General features: G+C 31.8%; 15 protein-coding genes and 4 pseudogenes. 14 read left to right on the forward strand and 5 right to left on the reverse strand.

Annotated features, from left to right (window positions below; translation table 11 throughout):
- Positions 1–46: 46 nt before the first annotated feature.
- Both CN288_RS30110 and CN288_RS24645 read left to right on the forward strand, forming a co-directional pair.
- Positions 47–385: pseudogene (locus tag CN288_RS30110) on the forward strand (DUF3967 domain-containing protein); the annotation flags it as partial.
- An 84-nt stretch (positions 386–469) separates the two neighbouring features.
- A complete protein-coding gene (locus CN288_RS24645; RefSeq protein ID WP_231503907.1) occupies positions 470–763 on the forward strand; it encodes a hypothetical protein in 294 nt (97 codons plus the stop codon).
- Between the two features lie 468 nt (positions 764–1,231).
- Here CN288_RS24645 and CN288_RS24650 read toward each other — a convergent pair whose 3' ends face one another.
- Positions 1,232–1,693 carry a VOC family protein gene (locus CN288_RS24650; protein WP_098303320.1) on the reverse strand — a complete coding sequence of 154 codons (462 nt, stop codon included), beginning with the start codon at positions 1,691–1,693 and terminating at the stop codon, positions 1,232–1,234.
- Between the two features lie 315 nt (positions 1,694–2,008).
- Here CN288_RS24650 and CN288_RS24655 point away from each other — a divergent pair, with 315 nt between their 5' ends.
- The 5 genes and pseudogenes from CN288_RS24655 to CN288_RS24675 all read left to right on the forward strand — a co-directional run bounded on the left by CN288_RS24655 (position 2,009) and on the right by CN288_RS24675 (position 7,827).
- Entirely contained in the window at positions 2,009–4,843 is a 2,835-nt protein-coding gene (locus CN288_RS24655) for a DEAD/DEAH box helicase (RefSeq protein WP_098303321.1), read from the forward strand.
- Positions 4,844–4,919: 76 nt separating this feature from the next.
- Positions 4,920–5,177, forward strand: coding sequence for a hypothetical protein (locus CN288_RS24660; RefSeq protein ID WP_098303322.1), 258 nt, complete (start codon positions 4,920–4,922; stop codon positions 5,175–5,177).
- Between the two features lie 109 nt (positions 5,178–5,286).
- Positions 5,287–5,895 carry a TetR/AcrR family transcriptional regulator gene (locus CN288_RS24665; RefSeq protein ID WP_098303323.1) on the forward strand — a complete coding sequence of 203 codons (609 nt, stop codon included), beginning with the start codon at positions 5,287–5,289 and terminating at the stop codon, positions 5,893–5,895.
- 12 nt (positions 5,896–5,907) lie between these two features.
- A complete protein-coding gene (locus CN288_RS24670) occupies positions 5,908–7,194 on the forward strand; it encodes an MFS transporter (RefSeq protein WP_098303324.1) in 1,287 nt (428 codons plus the stop codon).
- Between the two features lie 250 nt (positions 7,195–7,444).
- Positions 7,445–7,827, forward strand: a pseudogene (locus CN288_RS24675) (hypothetical protein).
- Positions 7,828–7,953: 126 nt separating this feature from the next.
- On the opposite strand, the gene CN288_RS24680 reads toward CN288_RS24675, so the two are convergent.
- Both CN288_RS24680 and CN288_RS24685 read right to left on the reverse strand, forming a co-directional pair.
- Positions 7,954–9,111, reverse strand: coding sequence for a sensor histidine kinase (locus tag CN288_RS24680; RefSeq protein ID WP_098303325.1), 1,158 nt, complete (start codon positions 9,109–9,111; stop codon positions 7,954–7,956).
- The gene (locus CN288_RS24685; RefSeq protein WP_090689426.1) at positions 9,101–9,796 is read right to left on the reverse strand and encodes a response regulator transcription factor; all 696 of its coding nucleotides are present in this window, start codon (positions 9,794–9,796) and stop codon (positions 9,101–9,103) included. Before CN288_RS24685 ends, CN288_RS24680 begins: the two co-directional genes overlap by 11 nt.
- A gap of 276 nt (positions 9,797–10,072) precedes the next feature.
- Here CN288_RS24685 and CN288_RS30270 point away from each other — a divergent pair.
- The 6 genes and pseudogenes from CN288_RS30270 to CN288_RS29065 form a co-directional block, all read left to right on the forward strand.
- A pseudogene (locus CN288_RS30270) lies at positions 10,073–10,204 on the forward strand (DUF3885 domain-containing protein); the annotation flags it as partial.
- Positions 10,205–10,228: 24 nt separating this feature from the next.
- Positions 10,229–10,936, forward strand: coding sequence for a 5'-methylthioadenosine/S-adenosylhomocysteine nucleosidase (gene mtnN / locus CN288_RS24695; protein WP_026590870.1), 708 nt, complete (start codon positions 10,229–10,231; stop codon positions 10,934–10,936).
- A gap of 46 nt (positions 10,937–10,982) precedes the next feature.
- A complete protein-coding gene (locus CN288_RS24700; RefSeq protein WP_090689430.1) occupies positions 10,983–11,618 on the forward strand; it encodes an SDR family oxidoreductase in 636 nt (211 codons plus the stop codon).
- A 26-nt stretch (positions 11,619–11,644) separates the two neighbouring features.
- Positions 11,645–12,496 (forward strand): GNAT family N-acetyltransferase, encoded by an 852-nt coding sequence (locus CN288_RS24705; protein ID WP_141528007.1) that lies wholly within the window; start codon positions 11,645–11,647, stop codon positions 12,494–12,496.
- A gap of 51 nt (positions 12,497–12,547) precedes the next feature.
- Positions 12,548–13,045 (forward strand): SRPBCC family protein, encoded by a 498-nt coding sequence (locus tag CN288_RS24710; RefSeq protein ID WP_090689433.1) that lies wholly within the window; start codon positions 12,548–12,550, stop codon positions 13,043–13,045.
- 257 nt (positions 13,046–13,302) lie between these two features.
- A complete protein-coding gene (locus CN288_RS29065; RefSeq protein WP_176527735.1) occupies positions 13,303–13,455 on the forward strand; it encodes a hypothetical protein in 153 nt (50 codons plus the stop codon).
- Positions 13,456–13,671: 216 nt separating this feature from the next.
- Here the strand turns inward: CN288_RS29065 and CN288_RS24720 are convergent, their stop codons facing one another.
- Together CN288_RS24720 and CN288_RS30275 are read right to left on the reverse strand one after the other, a co-directional pair.
- Positions 13,672–15,357, reverse strand: a complete 1,686-nt coding sequence (locus tag CN288_RS24720) for a M3 family oligoendopeptidase (RefSeq protein ID WP_098303327.1) — start codon at positions 15,355–15,357, stop codon at positions 13,672–13,674.
- A 180-nt stretch (positions 15,358–15,537) separates the two neighbouring features.
- Positions 15,538–15,637 (reverse strand): annotated as a pseudogene (locus CN288_RS30275) (EamA family transporter); the annotation flags it as partial.
- 118 nt (positions 15,638–15,755) lie between these two features.
- Between CN288_RS30275 and CN288_RS24725 the strand changes: the two are divergent.
- Positions 15,756–17,129 (forward strand): aminotransferase-like domain-containing protein, encoded by a 1,374-nt coding sequence (locus tag CN288_RS24725; protein WP_098303328.1) that lies wholly within the window; start codon positions 15,756–15,758, stop codon positions 17,127–17,129.
- Positions 17,130–17,134: the final 5 nt, after the last annotated feature.

Consider the following 17,134-nt stretch of genomic DNA (forward strand, 5'->3'; position numbering starts at 1 on the left):
AGGGTATATCATTGCTATAGCGAATATATTTTTGGAGCGAAACGCTATGAAGCCGTTTTATAGTCCTAGTGACGTGGTGGAGCAATTAGGTATCCAATCACCTACATTATGTGTTAGAAAAATAGGATTACAGCTTCATAGGAAACGAGCGTGGGCATAGGAAGTATAGAAATGGCATTCCGTAAGGTTATAAACCTAAAGAATGACACAGATATGACACTAGAAAATACCACAAAGTAAATTGTATCATGGCATCAAGGTGTTGCTATTTTGAATCAACATGAAGTTGAGCGCTATAAAGAACCGGATTTCAACGCTACAAACGATGATTCAAAATCAAAAAGAAGTCATTGAAAAACAAAATGAGTTCCTTCAGGAATTAACCTAACGACTAACTGAGCAAGACTAGTAATTCATACAAATTGAATTTTGATTAATTAAGGAGTGAATTGAAATAGGAAGATACCCAGTGATTACAATAATAAAAGAATTAGATAATAGCGAATATGCGATTTATAGTTTTGGTCCTACTATTGATATTTGTGAGCAATACCCAGAAAGGTATGAAAGATGGCGTTTTAAGATTTTGAAAGATAAAATAACCTTTGAAGAAGGCTATGTTTTACTTGATGATATGCCTAAAGAACATTTCCAATTATTTTACAAGTGCGCCTTTAAGGTATATAAGCAAGTTGAAGAATGTTGTGGAATGGAGAATTTTAAAAATATTGATTTACCAGATCAAATTTCATTTATCATTTAAAATTTATTAGGATAGATTGTATTTTATTGAAACATTGATTGACAAGTATCATATAAAGGGAATCACCTTCATTTTATCACTCAATTGAATGTAGAAGGTTTCTTCAGTCAAAGAATTCTAATTCTCTATCATCAGTTTGCTGTTTGTTACCGTAATACATGGCCTATTACATTTTGAAAATATCAATACAATACCTAATATTTTTATTTTATCCATATCAAATCTTGCTTTAGCAGAACATGTTCGAAAAGAGCTTATGTTAGATTTACGTAAAATCCCCATCATGCTTGAAATATAAGTTGGCCGTGAAATTTACAATAAATAAAAATACTTATTATCAGTGTAGGATATTCGAAATGATTAGCTTATTCACTAGAATCTTTGTGATTTAAACCATAACTTCGCCACTTGGGCAAGGTTATGGTTCCTTTTAAAATTATTTTGCGGGATTTGAGTCAAAAATCAAATTTATTCTTCACTCACCAAACTTTCCCACTCACTTAAATACATGACTTCTTGTTTTACTTTTTTCTTTTCGGGAAGTAAACACAGAAATTCTAAAGAATTGCCGTCAGGATCATAAAAATAAAGATTTGCAGTAGGTGTCCAGGTATGAACCATAGACTCGGAAGGTTCAAGACCAAAAGCGGCCCTTGGATTTATTCCTTTATTAAGAAGCCATTCTCTTGCATGAATGATTTCTTCATAGTTAACCTTGAATGCAAAGTGACTTGTATGGAATGCTTCTTCTGATACCTCCCAAACGCCCAGCATTTGTTCCTTCTTATTTTCTTTATCAAACCAAAAGAATGCTACACGACGTTCTTCAATAGTGCGAGCATGAAATAATCCAAGTTTAGTATAAAACTCTTTTGCTACTTCTAAATTTTTTGTTTTAACATGTGTTTCATATAAAGTACCTGGAAACAAAGCATACCCCTCCTTTATATTTTTAGAAATTCTTACTATAAAGCCTATTTTAATAAACTAGAAATAGAAGTGATATCGTATTTTCTTAAAATGTTTTTTCAATTTTGTAGCCTTAATGTTGAACAAAAAAGTTCTCTTCATTATCCGCGCTGAGTTCAATAGGGAACCCTAGATATATATTGGGAAGCATAAGTTGGGCAAAACGGCCATCTTATGCTTATTGTTACAAAATAATTGAAAGAAAAGGAATTGTATTAAATAATTTAATTATAATTTGGTATAATTTAGGAAAATCCAGCTGCTAGGGGGCCAATAATGAAAGGGTTAAAGAAAATATTACCGTTCTTTTTTCAAAACAAAAGGAAAGATACAGATAAAGAGAATACGAATTATAAAGAGACGGCAACAAAAACACTTAACTATTTTATTGAATTAGAGCATTTCAATTTCATGAATTGCGATAAAGAGTCTATAACTTTGCATTCATTTAAAAGTTTTTTTCATAAAGAACCTAATATTCATATACCGGATTTTGTCAATCCTAATGGAACTCCACATCAGGATATGCAAATATTTCTTCAAAAAAAAGGAAATAGCGCAAAAGGAAAATATCTTGCAGATAATAATGCATCATTATTTTATTTACCAGTAGCAAAAAATGAAGTATTAAGGCATTTCTCGAATGAATCAAAGCAAAAAACAAGTTTTACTGATTTCCAAAAGGACCCGAATAGTTTTTTGATTCATATTCAACTAAATCAGATGCTTAAGCTAATCCCTGATACCCCGCTCGAATCTAGTGTGGTGGTTAGTCCGATTGTGAAGTACTTTCTACGTACAGGTAAGAGTCTGAAGGAGCTAGAATCAGATTTATTTAATACGATTTCATCTGTAATTGAAAGTGATAATTATGGAAAAAAAGACAAAACGCTTGAATTTATCGGGTCAAAAGAACAAGATTCTTTAGAAAAAGACATTAATTATATACATATCAGATTTAAAAATTGGGAAGAGCTGACCAAAAATATTCAAAGTACATTACAATCATATATTTCAAAGAGACATTTCGATAAAGATGGTGTATTTCGGTTTTGCAGTGAAAAAGAATATGAGAAATATGTACGTTTAACATATAAAGAACATGTAGGCGTAAACAGCTTTTATATAAATGATTTAGAAAAAGTAAAATATGAAATTAAAGATAGCTCCGTTGGTAAAGCTTTAGAAACCTATTTATCTTTAAGTAACTGGGAGGTATTAAAAAACTCAGGGGAAAGAGTGGATTTATTTAAGAATGAAAGTATAAGTGAAATGAAGAACGTATTACGAAAAATACCTATTACGAGATGGCCCTCGGAATTTCCATTAGGACTTATGCAGCAGGTTGCTTTAAATCTTATTATTGCAAAATCAAAAGAAGAGAATGGCTTTATTTTTTCTGTTAATGGGCCACCGGGAACAGGTAAAACGACGTTGTTAAAAGATGTATTTGCAAATATTATATTTGAAAAAGTAAAGTTTCTAAAAGAAGCCACAGATCTATTCTCAAAAGTGCAATTTGCGGAGGGACAAGAAGATTATTATTATTCCTTTCACCCTAAACTTAAGGAATATCGTATTTTAGTAACATCTAATAATAATTCTGCAGTTGAAAATATAAGTGTAGATTTACCAAAGGATAAGGATTTACTGAAGAACGGTTATCAATTTTTAGGATTCGACAAAGAGAAAAAATGTTGGGGGAAAATTTCTGCGGCAATGGGGAAAACTGCAAATATAAAGGAATACTTCACTACAATTACAGAAGATTTACAGCGTGTTGGTGATTTAGAGCATGAAAACGTATATTCATTTACACAATTAGAACAAAATGTGCTGAAAAAGATAGCTACGGCAGAAGAGAATGATGTCTGTCATAATGTTAATGAAAAGAAATGGCAAACATCTGAGGAACAATTTGTGAATATCGACGGTGAAAACAAAGATGAGCAGATGAATTGCGAGCGGAGCAAACTTTTTGCAAAGTTAATGAGTGAGTATAATGATTTTTTAATTGCAAATCAGGACAAGATTGAAAAGAACTTATCTTTAGCAAAAACCTATTTTTTAGGCGGTAAAGAAAAAGGAAATCTTGATTCCCAAATTAACGAAGCCAAAAGAGACAATTTCATTCAAGCTATGTTTGATACTGTGTTTTTACTCACTCCAATTCTCTCTTCAACATTTGCTTCCATTGCAAGGTTTTTAAAAGATTTAAAGACGGAGGATATAGGTTGGTTGTTTATTGATGAAGCAGGCCAAGCTACTCCCCAATCTGCAATAGGTGCGATTTGGCGTTCAAGGAATGTTGTTGTTGTAGGAGATCCCTTGCAAATTCCTCCTGTCGTTACATTAAGTGATGACCAACTTAAACTAATTGCAAATGACAGTGCTGGAATAAATGAGCAATATAATTTCTTTTATCGTTTAACTAGAAATGAAGTGAGTGTTCAAGAGTTTGCTGATCTTAATAATAGATATGGAGGCGAGATGATTGACTCAAATCAGAATAAAACATGGCTAGGGTCACCTCTGCGTGTTCATAGAAGATGTAAAAATCCAATGTTTTCAATATGTAATGAAACAACGTATCAAGGTAAAATGTTCTACGGATTAACGGATACTAAGAGTAAAGAAAGTAAGCCTCAATATGTTAGCCAATGGTTAGATATAGGTGGGAAAACATATGGGACAGGAAATCACTTTATTCCCGAGCAAGGTGAAAAAGCAATTGAAATTGCAAAAAAATTCTCGCAAGATAACCCAGATAAATCTTGCTATATTATTTCACCTTTTGTAAGTGTTGTTCAAAAATTAAAGCAACTCAAACAACAAAAACTACCTGGGAAAGAGTATGGAAATATTGAAATTGGGACCGTGCACACCTTTCAAGGGAAAGAGGCACCAATGGTTATTTTTGTATTAGGGGTAGATGATCAAAAACAAGGTCCACTAAAATGGGCTTCTAGTACGCCAAATTTACTCAATGTTGCAGCAAGTAGAGCAAAAGAGGTATTCGTAGTGATTGGGAATGCAGAAAGTTGGGGGAAACAAGAGTATTTTGACATTGCTTATCGATATTTAACAAAAGAGTTAGTTGAATTAAAATGAAATAGATAATCTCATGAATTGTTTGATGTAGGAGCTGTAATGGTAAATTTACAGTTCCTTTTTTGTTTTTAATTCAGTGACAACGTTCATTGTTACAATCACATTATTTTTGGCTCTTTTTGTTATAGGCCCAATAGCTACAAAACGAAAAGAAGAGCACGATAGATTGGAAAAGGAATTGTTAGAACAACAAGGGGTATTAGAGCAAGAAATTAAGAAGCAAGCAGTTGGTGATATACCGGAAGTGAAGGAAAATAAAATGAAGATCAATAAGAGACCTAAGCTAAAAACAACTTTTGAAATAAATTTATTCGTTTATGGAATTCGAATATAACTAATTGTAAAAATATGAAAATAAGTTCTTGCATTATATTTACAATGGAAATAAATAGCAATATAATTTGATTGATTAATCAATCATTTATTATGAAAGGGGTATCTAAATGGCACCTGGACTTACTAAAGATGAAAAAATGAAAAGAAAAAGATCTACTATCTTAAACGCCGCAATTAAATTATTTAGTGTGAATGGTTTTGCAGAGACAAAAGTTGCCGAAATAGCAAAAGAAGCAGGAGTTAGCTTTGGTACTGTATTTACGTATTTTGATTCAAAAGAATCACTTTATGAATCAGCGATTTTAGAGCCATTGGAGGAAATTAGACCATATTTTACTGAGATAGAAAAACACTTTAAAGGTAAACCTTTTGAAGTTGTGAGGGAAATGATAGATTGCCATGTACAACTTTTTTCAATGAGAAGTGAATACCTACGTCTAATTCAGCAGGTTCTTGCGAGACCTGATCGCTTTCCAAAACTTTTTAAAGAACTAGACGATTTCGTAAATGTATTTATAGACTGTATTCATCCAGTTATTGAAGCAGGACAAAGACTGGGTTACTTTTATGAAGAATCACCTTCATTAATTGCTAGGTCGTACTTATCCATCTTAAACGGAATGCGTTTAACGTTTATTGATGAATATGCAAACATGATGTGGAAGGATATAACGATACAAGCCCTGAGATTATTTGGACCTATCTCGAATAAATAAGGAGTGACTTATATGAAATTGAGGGATATCCATCCCAACATCAAACTTCGCCTAGCCATGCAATTTCTAGGCAGCCTGATTTCTATGGCCGTTATACCTTTTCTGGCAATCTATTTTTCTCAGAAAATCGGAGCCACTGAAACGGGTATTATCCTTATAATAATTGTGATTAGTGGAGTCATTGGAGGCTTTATCGGGGGGCATGTCTCAGACAAAATAGGTCGGAGAAAAATAATGATTTATTCTGAAATTGGTATATTGCTTTCGTATCTGTTTATAGCACTTTGTAATTCCCCCTGGTTTAACCTTCCTTATATTTCCGCAGCATTCTTTATCATCAATATGTTTTGTGGGGGAATGTTTCAGCCAGCAGCACAAGCTATGATCATTGATGTTACTAATTCTGAATCGAGAAAGCTTGTATTTACAATTAGCTACTGGTTGGGGAATTTATCAACTGCTATTGGAGGAATCATTGGAGCTTTTCTTTTTAAAAACTACTTGTTTGAGTTATTTATTGGGATTTCACTCATCTCTTTGTTATCTGTCTTCATGACCGTATTCTTCATCACAGAAACCTATACACCGGAACCTTCATCTAAGTCTTCTAATTATAAGAAAAAATTTTCATCAATAGAGATGCTTCAAACCTATTTAATCGTTTTAAAAGATAAGCTGTTTATGTTTTATATTTTCGGAGCGATCTTAATCTTTTCCTTGGAACAGTCTTTAACAAACTATATTGGGATTCGTCTTGAAAAGGATATACCCCATCATTCAGCTTCATTGTTTGGAATAGACTTCATGCTTGATGGCACGAAGATACTGGGTTTTCTCCGAACTGAGAATACACTTCTTGTAGTTCTCTTATCAAGTGTTGTATTATTCTTATTTAAAAAGCGGAGTGATCGCTGGACTTTAGTTACAGGGATGTTGATCTTTTCTATATGTTTTAGTGTTTTTGCTTTTACAAATAGCGTAGTATTTCTTTTTATTGCCATGTTTATTGGGACAATTGGTGAACTGATGTATGTTCCTATTAAACAGGCGATGATAGGGGAACTTGCACCACCTAACGCTCGTAGTACCTATATGGCTTTTAATAGCTTGACTTTCTACGGAGCAATGATTGTATCTTCATTGTTGATCATCGTTGGAGAGTGGATTCGCCCCATATATATGGGGGGATTGCTTCTTATTCTAGGATTAACTGGTACATTTTTGTACTACATAATAACAAAAACGTTAGACTCTAAAGTTAGTGAAAATAATGAAGGAAAAGTACCTGTTTCTTATTAAAGGATTGTTTTTCCACTAATACATGAAAAGAACCTAACTAGAAAACGATTTTCCGTAATTGGGTGTGATTGTGGAGTAACACAGGCAGAAAATAATCAAACTTTTTTATAAAACCGAAACATAAACTTGTTGAATAGGAATCCATTTTGAACAATTTTTTTCAAAATGGATTCATTTTATCTATCATAGAATACGGGTTAACACGATATTTTTAATGGTAGAAATTTCATTGTGGATAAAAGGAGTAATTATGTTGAAAATCATTAAAAGTACAATTTTATTTGTTCTATGTTTAGTAGTTCTTAGTGGTTGTTTTACTATAGAGGGAAAAGTTGTTGGGGGGAAAGTAAAAAGTTCTTCAAATAGAATATTGGGAGACTATAGAAAGTTTACCGGTTCTGCAAGTCGAGATATGGAAGTTAAAAAGGGTGAGAATTGGGTATTTTCTTTTGATGAAACAACAAAGAAAGGAACAATAACTGCCTATGTTGTGGATTCAAATGATAATACAATACTAGAATTTAATAATGTGAAAGAGGAAAAAATATTAAAGTAACTAAAGATGATACATATAAAGTTAAAATTAAAACGGAAGAACATGGTGGGGAATTTATAATGTCATGGAAAAAATAACAGTAGTTTTTCAAACGATCTTATTGTTATATTTTTTAGTATAGTGAGGTATCTTACATCAAGCTCAAACAAGCATACCCCCGTCCTAGATTTAGAACGGAGGTATGCTTGTTTGAGAAAGTGAATTTATTGTTTATATGGAAGAAGTTTTACTGTAAATGTTGTTTTTTCAGCATCGCTGTATACCTCAATTGTTCCACTATGAATCTCCACAATGCTTTTGGCAATGGCCAAACCAAGCCCTGACCCTCCCGTGTATGTGGAACGGGATTTTTCAACACGATAGAAACGTTCAAATATATGTGGTAAATCTGTACTTGGAATAGGCTGACCGTAATTGACAATATCGATTGCAATCACTTGATCTTCTTGATAGGCTATTATATCAATGAATTTCCCATCGTTTCCATACGTCATCGCATTTATAATTAAATTTTCAAATACACGCACCAATTTATCACCATCGGCAAGTACAATTAGTTTTTCTGATGGAAATGAAGGCCTACATTCAATATTTGCTTCTTGAAATTGCATACGAAATTGAACAGATAGTTGACCAAGTAATTCAATTATATCAATAGGTAAAGTATTTAGTTGTAACTCTTTATTTTGAACACGTGTATACTCAAACAAGTCATTCATTAACATGTTTAATCTAGTCACTTTATCATAAATAACTTGAATATAATGACGTAACTCTACCTCATCCCTATAATTATCATGGTGAATGAGATTAACATAGCCAACTATGGATGTTAAGGGTGTTCGTAAGTCATGCGATACATTTGTAATGAGTTCACTTTTTGCTTGTTCGGTTTGACGTTCTTCTTCAATAGAAACTTTTAACTGTTCTACAATTTGATTAACGCCATTTGCTAAGTCTTCTAAGTAATTATGTTGTAAAACGGAAATTTTATGATTAAAGTTTCCATTTGCAATATAACGAATTTCCTCTATCATTTTTTTAATACAAGCTTCATAGTATAACTTCTTCTCATGACGATAAAAAAGATACACGTAGGAGGAGAAAATAGAAAATAAAAATACATAAGACACCATCATAGCCCAAAAAGATTCTTTAAGTCCTCGATATTTTTCATAGCCGACGATTCTAACAAATTCTTCACTTAAAGCTGTTAATGTAAGGGAACTGTCAATTACACTTGTAACAAGACGAGATATGAAAACCTCTGAAATGGGTGTAAGTAAAATAGATATTAAAAGCCAAAATGCAATTTTCCATTTTGGGATGACCTTCAATATATCAAACGTTTCATTTTTCAATTTTATAACCTACTCCCCAAACAGTATGGATGAGTTTTTCACCATTCGTTCTTGTTTCAAGTTTATCCCTTAAGTTGCTAATATGAACCATTACAGTTTTATTAGAACCGTAACCATCTTCATTCCAAACACGTTCAAATATTTCTTCTGAACTAAATACTCTCCCAGTATTGCTAGCAAGTAGGTATAGGATATCAAATTCAATAGATGTAAGCTTAATATATTCTCCATTCACTTTCACAGTATGATTATGCTTATGTATTTCTGCAGAACGAATCCGAATAATTCCGTCTTCCTTTATTTGCGAGGCAGTATACTGGAAGGAGGATCTGCGCAATAACGCTTTAACTCTCGCAATTAATTCGAGTGGATTAAAAGGCTTAATCATATAATCATCAGCACCTGTCATAAGACCTAGAATTTTATCCATATCTTCGGCTTTTGCACTTAACATAAGAATAGGAACCGTATTTTTTTCCCTTACTTGCTGACAAACTTCTAATCCATTACGCTTTGGCATCATGATATCTAAAATCATAAGATCAATTTGATAAAGTGAGAGCATATGTAACGCTTCCTCACCATCATATGCTTTATAAATGTTGTAACCTTCATTTCGTAAATAAACGGCAAGCAATTCTACAATCTCTTTATCATCATCAATAATTAAAATATTTCTTTCCATCGTATATTTAATTCCTCTCTCTACATTTCATCATCATTAATATAATAACAAACATTTATGTGTTTGGGAGTTAAGATTATATACATAATTTCATGTAACGTATTGAAAGGATTTAAAAAACACATCACGAATAAAAATAAGAGGATGCTTTGTTACTTATGATAAATAGAATATAAGTTTTGTTAGAAGAGAGTAACGTGTTACATAAAGAACTAGCTACATTAGAATCGAGTGAAGATTGGGGAAAAGATATAAAAAACTTTTTTATTAGAATGTATGTTTATTTACGATGATAGAGGATGTGAGGTAATTGCGAAGAATAAAGAAATGATACGAGATTTATATAAGAAATATAAAGATTTGATTTCCTGTTATGAGCGAGAAAGTAATGATGAATTATTCAAATGAAAATAGGAGGAAGTGAAAAGTGTAATGAAACGTATTGCAATTGTATCAGCATGGGAGCCTGAGCTTACATACTTGCATCAGCATCATCCAAGTCATCGTGTAGAAAAACGAGCAGCTTGGGACTTTCATTTTCATTCTATAAATGACTTAGAAGTAATATCGGTAATTACTGGCGTTGGAAAAGTAAGCTGTGCTAGTTGCGTACAGTTATTAATAAGCGAATTTAAGCCTGAACAGTTATTTATGACAGGTATTTGTGGAAGTTTATCTGAGAAAGTAAAAAATGGTCATATTGTTGTTGCACTTAACACATTACAGCATGATGTAACGGCTGCAGGAACAGGAACAGATAGTTTCAATTTATATACTGGTAGAGCAGCTCCTATTGAAACAACAGAATATCTTGTAAGGCAAATAAAAAAAGTGCTTGCTTATGATACAGTGCATTTTGGGACTTTCATATCCGGAGATCAGCGTATTCGCAGTACGGAAATGAGATATTTACTACATACTGTTTACGGTGCAATAGCTGTTGATCAAGAAATAGCAGCTTTTGCGTATGTGTGTCATGTGAATAAAAAACCTTTTCTTTGTTTGAAAGCAGCTTCAGATCAAGCGAACGATAAAACAGTGGAAGAACAAAAAGTATTTAAAATGTTGGCATGTGAGAAAGCATGTGAATATTTAATTGCGTTTTTACGCGTTTACGAATTAACTACATCTCATCAATAATACGATGTATAAATCTATATCCTTTAAAAGGAGCCTAACTTTAGTCATGAAAATAATAAATAAAGTAGCAATTATCGGTGCAAACGGAAAGGCTGGTAAATACCTTATAACTCAAGCACTACTAGAAGGATACTTTGTCCGTATTCTCACACGAGATCCACAAAAGTTTAAAATATCGCATAAACATTTGGAAGTTGTAAAAGGAGATGCTCGCGATATTTCTGCAATACGTCGATTACTGCAAGGTTGCAATGCTGTTATTAATGCAGTGGGGCAACCTAAAAAAGAGTCATATATATTTAGCACAGTTACGAATCATATTTTAGAAGTAATGAAAGAATACGGGATCAAGCGATATATTCTTATTTCTGGAGGATCAATGGATGTACAAGAAGATACTAAAAGTTTATTAAATAAAATAGGGGCAAAGTTATTTCGTTTGTTTCTTTCGAGTATGATGAAAGATAAATATAAGGAATTACAACTAGTGCGAGATAGTAATGTGAATTGGACTATTGTACGATTACCTTTTGTTGTAGACGGAGAAGGGACCGGTAAAATAAAAGAGAGTCTTATAGATTTACCAGGAATTAAGATTCAAAATGGAGATATTGCGCCGTTTGTTATAAAGCAAATTCAGGATGAAATGTATAGTTGGAAATGCCCATTTATTTCAAACTAGTTGGAAAGGTGGATGAAATTGTTACGATGGTTCATTATAAAAAATGTAGCGAAGTGAATATAGATTTCGTGTACGAAGCTTTTCGAGATGGTTTTTCTGATTACATCATAAAGATGGAAGTTTCAAAAGAAGATTTTATAAAAAGATTCTTCGGTCCGGAAGGAAATAAACTTGAGTATTCTTATATAGCGTTGGATGAAAATAAACCAATTGGAGTTATACTTGGTGGAATTAAAGAATATGAAAGTATAAAAACAATGCGATGTGGCGCATTAGCGGTTCATCCGAACTATCGTGGGGTTGGCGTTAGTCATAAATTATTTGAATTTCATAAAGAAAAAGCGATAAAAAATGGATGTCAGCAACTTTTTCTTGAAGTCATTGTCGGTAATGATAGAGCGATTCAATTTTATACGAAGTTAGGGTATGAAAAAGTATATGATCTCTCTTACTATAATTTGAGGGACACTTCTATTTTGACAAGTAAGAGTGTCCAAAATATAGAAATAAAGCAAATTAAGTTTGGCGAATTTCAAAACGGTATACAAAAATGGTTAAACTTCCATATAAATTGGCAAAATGATGTCGAGTATATGGAGAAAACTGAAAATAATAAGTATTATGGAGCTTATATTAACGATGATTTAAAAGGATGTATATGTGTTGGTGACAATGGTAAGATAAGTTTATTATTTGTTGATAAAAAATATAGAAGAATTAGAGTCGCTACAAGTCTATTACAAACTGTAAGCAAAGAATTACAGCTTTCCAGTCTTTCTATTGGATTCCCTAATAATGCTTTACTTGAAGGATTTGTAAAAAAGTGTGGATTCGAGAAAAGTTCGTTGGCTCAGTATGAAATGTATTATACATTATAACCGATAGAGTGGAAATAGAGAAAATCTGTGATTTTAAATGGAGGTATGACAATGTTAGCTTTAATAGAAAAAGTAGATAATGGATATGTAGCTCAATTTAATCGTCCGTTACATTATTCAGTAGAGCAAGTTTGGGCTGTATTAACAGAAAATGAAAAGCTAAAAAGATGGATGCCGAATCTTTACATAGAAGATTTGCGACAAGGAGGTAAGATAAAATTTGATATGATGGATGGTTCTGGAGAATTTATTAATATTGATATTTTGCGATGTCAAATAAATTCTGTATTAGAGTTCACATGGGGAGAAGATCGAGTTCGATTTGAAATACATAAAGATCAAGAAAATTGTTTATTAATATTAAAAGAGTTTATCCACGAAATAAATGATCATACACCAAAAGATTTATCTGGGTGGCATGTATGCTTAGAAATTTTTTCTTCTGTATTAGATGATAGTGAAATGGAGTTTCCAAAAGAAGAGTGGGAAAGATGGTATAAGAGATATGAATTAGTAATGGATAAAATCAAAAATGAGAGAGTAAATTAATTGTATTATTATATAATAATTTCATATTAAAAAAGCGCATATACGACAGAAAGAACATTGTGCTAATATTTATTTGAGTAGGGGATAATGTGCAGTTTGAGAATATAGTAGGAGGATAATATTGACGAAGAGTATACCGATATTTTTTATCCTATGTATCTTTGTTATCATTATTATAAATATTAAAGGGAATAATAAGAAAAAACGATACGAATCCATCTCTAATGTGTATAGAAGGTGCTAAGTACATAAATTCAGTGGTACTATCTCAAGATAAGCAGCCTCTACCAAATATTAAAGTTTATGAAGAGGCTATTAGTGAAAAAGAGCTTGCAGTTACAAATTCAAAAGGAGAGTTGAAATTTACGACCGGTGTTTGTAGTAAAGTTACTTTAATATTTATTACCTAAAATGGAGATATATTTACAAAGAAATATGATAGAAATAATATATCTGAAATTATTCAGTTGGATTAGCATAGCTTAAAAATAATAAGATTACTATAATTTTATTATGTAAACATATAACGGATTAAATAAGACTCTGATTTTGAAATTACTTTTTCAAAATCAGAGTCTTTTATTTAGTAGAGATAAGTTAATGCCGTACAAGGTTTTCTTAATTATTTACAGTATCTCTAGTAACTTTAATTCCTCTTCTACAAAATCTATTACTTCTTTTATTGTTTTACTAGAAAAATCAAATTGGATTCCAGCAGCTTCATATATTTCTTTTACAGATTTAGAACTACCTAAAGATAATGCCTTTTTATAGTTTTGCAATGTTTGCTGAGGGTTTTCTTTATACTGTTTATACATTTGTAAGGCGCCGATTTGTGCGATTGCATATTCGATATAATAGAAGGGAACCTCAAAAATATGTAAGACAGATAACCATTGTGCGACGATCCAACTTTCATGCCCATTTATATTTACTACGCTTGAATTATATGTTGTAGAGAGCTCTAAAAACTTAACATTTCTTTCTTCAGCGGTATGATTTGGATTCTCATACAACCAGTGTTGAAATTGATCGATGATAAGCGTAATGGGTATATACTCTATAATTTGTGTTAATTGCTCTTGTTTAGCTTGTTTGAGTTCTTCTTTATTACTATAAAAAACATCCCATTTATCCATTGTAAATAGTTCCATTGTCATACTCGCTAATTCAGCAGTTTCCATTGGTAAATGCTGATATTGGTGTATTAAAATATCTTTCATTAAATCGTGATGAATACAGTGACCCATCTCATGTAAGAAAACAACAACATCAGTTTGTGTTGTTGTTAAATTCATAAAAATAAACGATAACTTAGATGAAGGTAAATATTCACAAAATCCACCTGGTGCTTTTCCTTTTCTGCTTTCCAAATCTAGATTGGTATGCATTTTTTCTAGAAGAGCTGAAAAACTCGAATCGATTTTCGCAAAAATTGTTTTACTTTTTTCTATTAATTCATTTTCACTTTTTACAGGCTGTAAAGGCTTATGCTCTATAGGTACAGCATGTATATCCCACGGGCGTAATATATCTACTTGAAGCTTTCCTTGTAGTTCCTTATGTATTTTTTCTTGCAACGGCACAACGTATTTACGAATAGATTCAGCGAACGCATTGCATTGCTCGACAGTGTAATCAAAACGCTCGTATTTTTTAAACATGTAGTCACGATAATTCGTTAAACCAACATTTCTAGCTTTTTTTGTTCGAAGTATAATTAACTGGTTTAAGATTTCCTGAATTTCATTCTCTACGGATAGAAATTTTTCAGAGATAGCAGCCATCGCTTTTTGACGAACATTTCGATCTGGGTCTTGTAGATATACCCTTAATTCAGAAATGTTTACTTCTTCGCCATTCCACATAGAAGTGAGGTTGCCTGTGATTTCAAAATATTTTGTGATTAACTCATCTTCAGTAACTTCTAGACTAATATTTTCTTCGTTAAAGAGTTCTATCGTATTTTTAATCTTTGTATCTAAGAATCCAAACTGAGAAGAATTTAATTGTAAACGGTAGGGTGATTCATAATATTTTTGATCTAATAGACTTTTATAACGTTTTAATATAGGCTGTACGTGTTTTTGATCAAAGTCAAAAGTTTCTTTTGCTTCTATATTATTCGTATTTTGTTGAAAGGCAATATAATGTTGCATGAATTGTTCATTGATAGAATTTAAAGTCTGTGATTGTTGTATTAACCAATTCTCAAGTTCTTGACTAGAAGATATTGAGACGTTTACTAGTATATCCAATTCTTTTATTAATTCATCTATATTACTAATATTGATAGGTATTGCCTGCTGCATGAAATATCCCTCACTTTTTTATTTACTAATAGAGGTATTCTTTTCTTTTATACGAATTCCTTTTTAACCAGGAAGTTCATACTTACTACACCAAGAATAATACTCCTGTAGTAATTGTAATTAATGTAGATAGATTGTTAAAGACATTCATTTTAGCTACTTTAATATAAGAAATATTCCGCTTGTAACTGTTAAAGCTAATTTCACAAATATAAATGAAAATCCTGTAATAAATATATAATAATACAACTATATACACTTTAGTTGTATTATTATATATTTTACCTCATATAGTCAATTTATTACCGGCCATATGCACATGGTAATCTTTCTGAGTCGATGCTACAATGTGAACAAATACAGACTGTACCGGTACGCAATAAACAAGAGGTGTAATCATGTATAAATATTTAAAGGTACTAAATGATTTAGAAAACATAATTCAAAAGGGAGAAATGCAAGAAGGGAAGAAACTTCCATCTATACGTTCGCTTGTGACGCAATATGGATGTAACAAAGCAACAATCATACGTGCGCTTCATGAATTAGAGAAGCGTCATATTATTTATTCCGTACCTCAAAGTGGATATTATGTAGTGAAGAGAATGGGGATTTATGAGGAAGATGAAACGGAGAATATTGATTTTGCATCTTCAGCTCCAGACCCTGATGTATTTCCTTATTTAGATTTTCAACATTGTATTAATAAGGCGATTGATACGTATAAGAATCATTTGTTTATATACGGTACACCCAAAGGGTTACCATCGTTAATTACAGTTGTGCAAAAACAATTAGTAAACTATCAAATTTTCACAAAAGAAGAAAACATCTTTATTACTTCGGGAGTTCAACAAGCTCTCGCTATATTAACTTCTATACCCTTTCCAAATCAAAATGAAACAGTACTTATTGAACAGCCAAGTTATCATTTATACATTGAATACTTAGAAACAAATCGAACCCCTGTAATTGGTATAAAACGTACTGCTGAAGGTATTGATTTAATTGAGCTAGAAAGAATATTCCGAACGGGAAAAATTAAATTTTTTTATACAATTCCAAGGTTTCACCATCCACTTGGCACTTCATATTCTAAGAAAGAAAAAGAAAAGATTATTTCTCTCGCAAGAAAATACAATGTATTTATAGTAGAAGATGATTATTTAGCAGATTTAGAACAAAATTCGAAGATAGGCCCACTATATAGTTACGATAATTCTTCACATGTAATCTATCTAAAAAGTTATTCAAAGATTGTTTTCCCTGGATTACGTGTAGGTGTGGCAGTTATTCCTCCTTCTATTGCAGCGTTGTTTCATAAATATAAAAAGCTATTAGATATTGATAGTTCGATGATTTCCCAAGCTGCGTTAGAAATTTACATAAAAAGTGGGATGTTTGAACGACACAAGCAAAAAATTCAATCATCTTACTATGCTAGATCTAAAGTGCTATCAGAAACATTAGAAGAAGTTTATAAAGAAAATCAACATTTGTTTACATATAAAGGTGAAAACAACATAGGAATACATACGTGCTTATCATTACATAAAGGTATTGCTAAAGAAACACTTATTAAAAGCCTAAGACAAAATCAAATATTTATTGATGCTATTGATAAAAATTATTTGTCTTCTTTCCATAAGGAAACACTTTTAAAACTAAATGTATCAAATGTGAAAGAAGATAAAATCGCGGTAGGAATTCATAGAGTAATCGAGGAAATGAAACGAGTAAGTCGTGTAGATTTCCATTTTAAGAAAGGCTAATTCTT

It is taken from the genome of Bacillus sp. AFS023182 (assembly GCF_002560575.1).
GTDB lineage: Bacteria > Bacillota > Bacilli > Bacillales > Bacillaceae_G > Bacillus_A > Bacillus_A arachidis.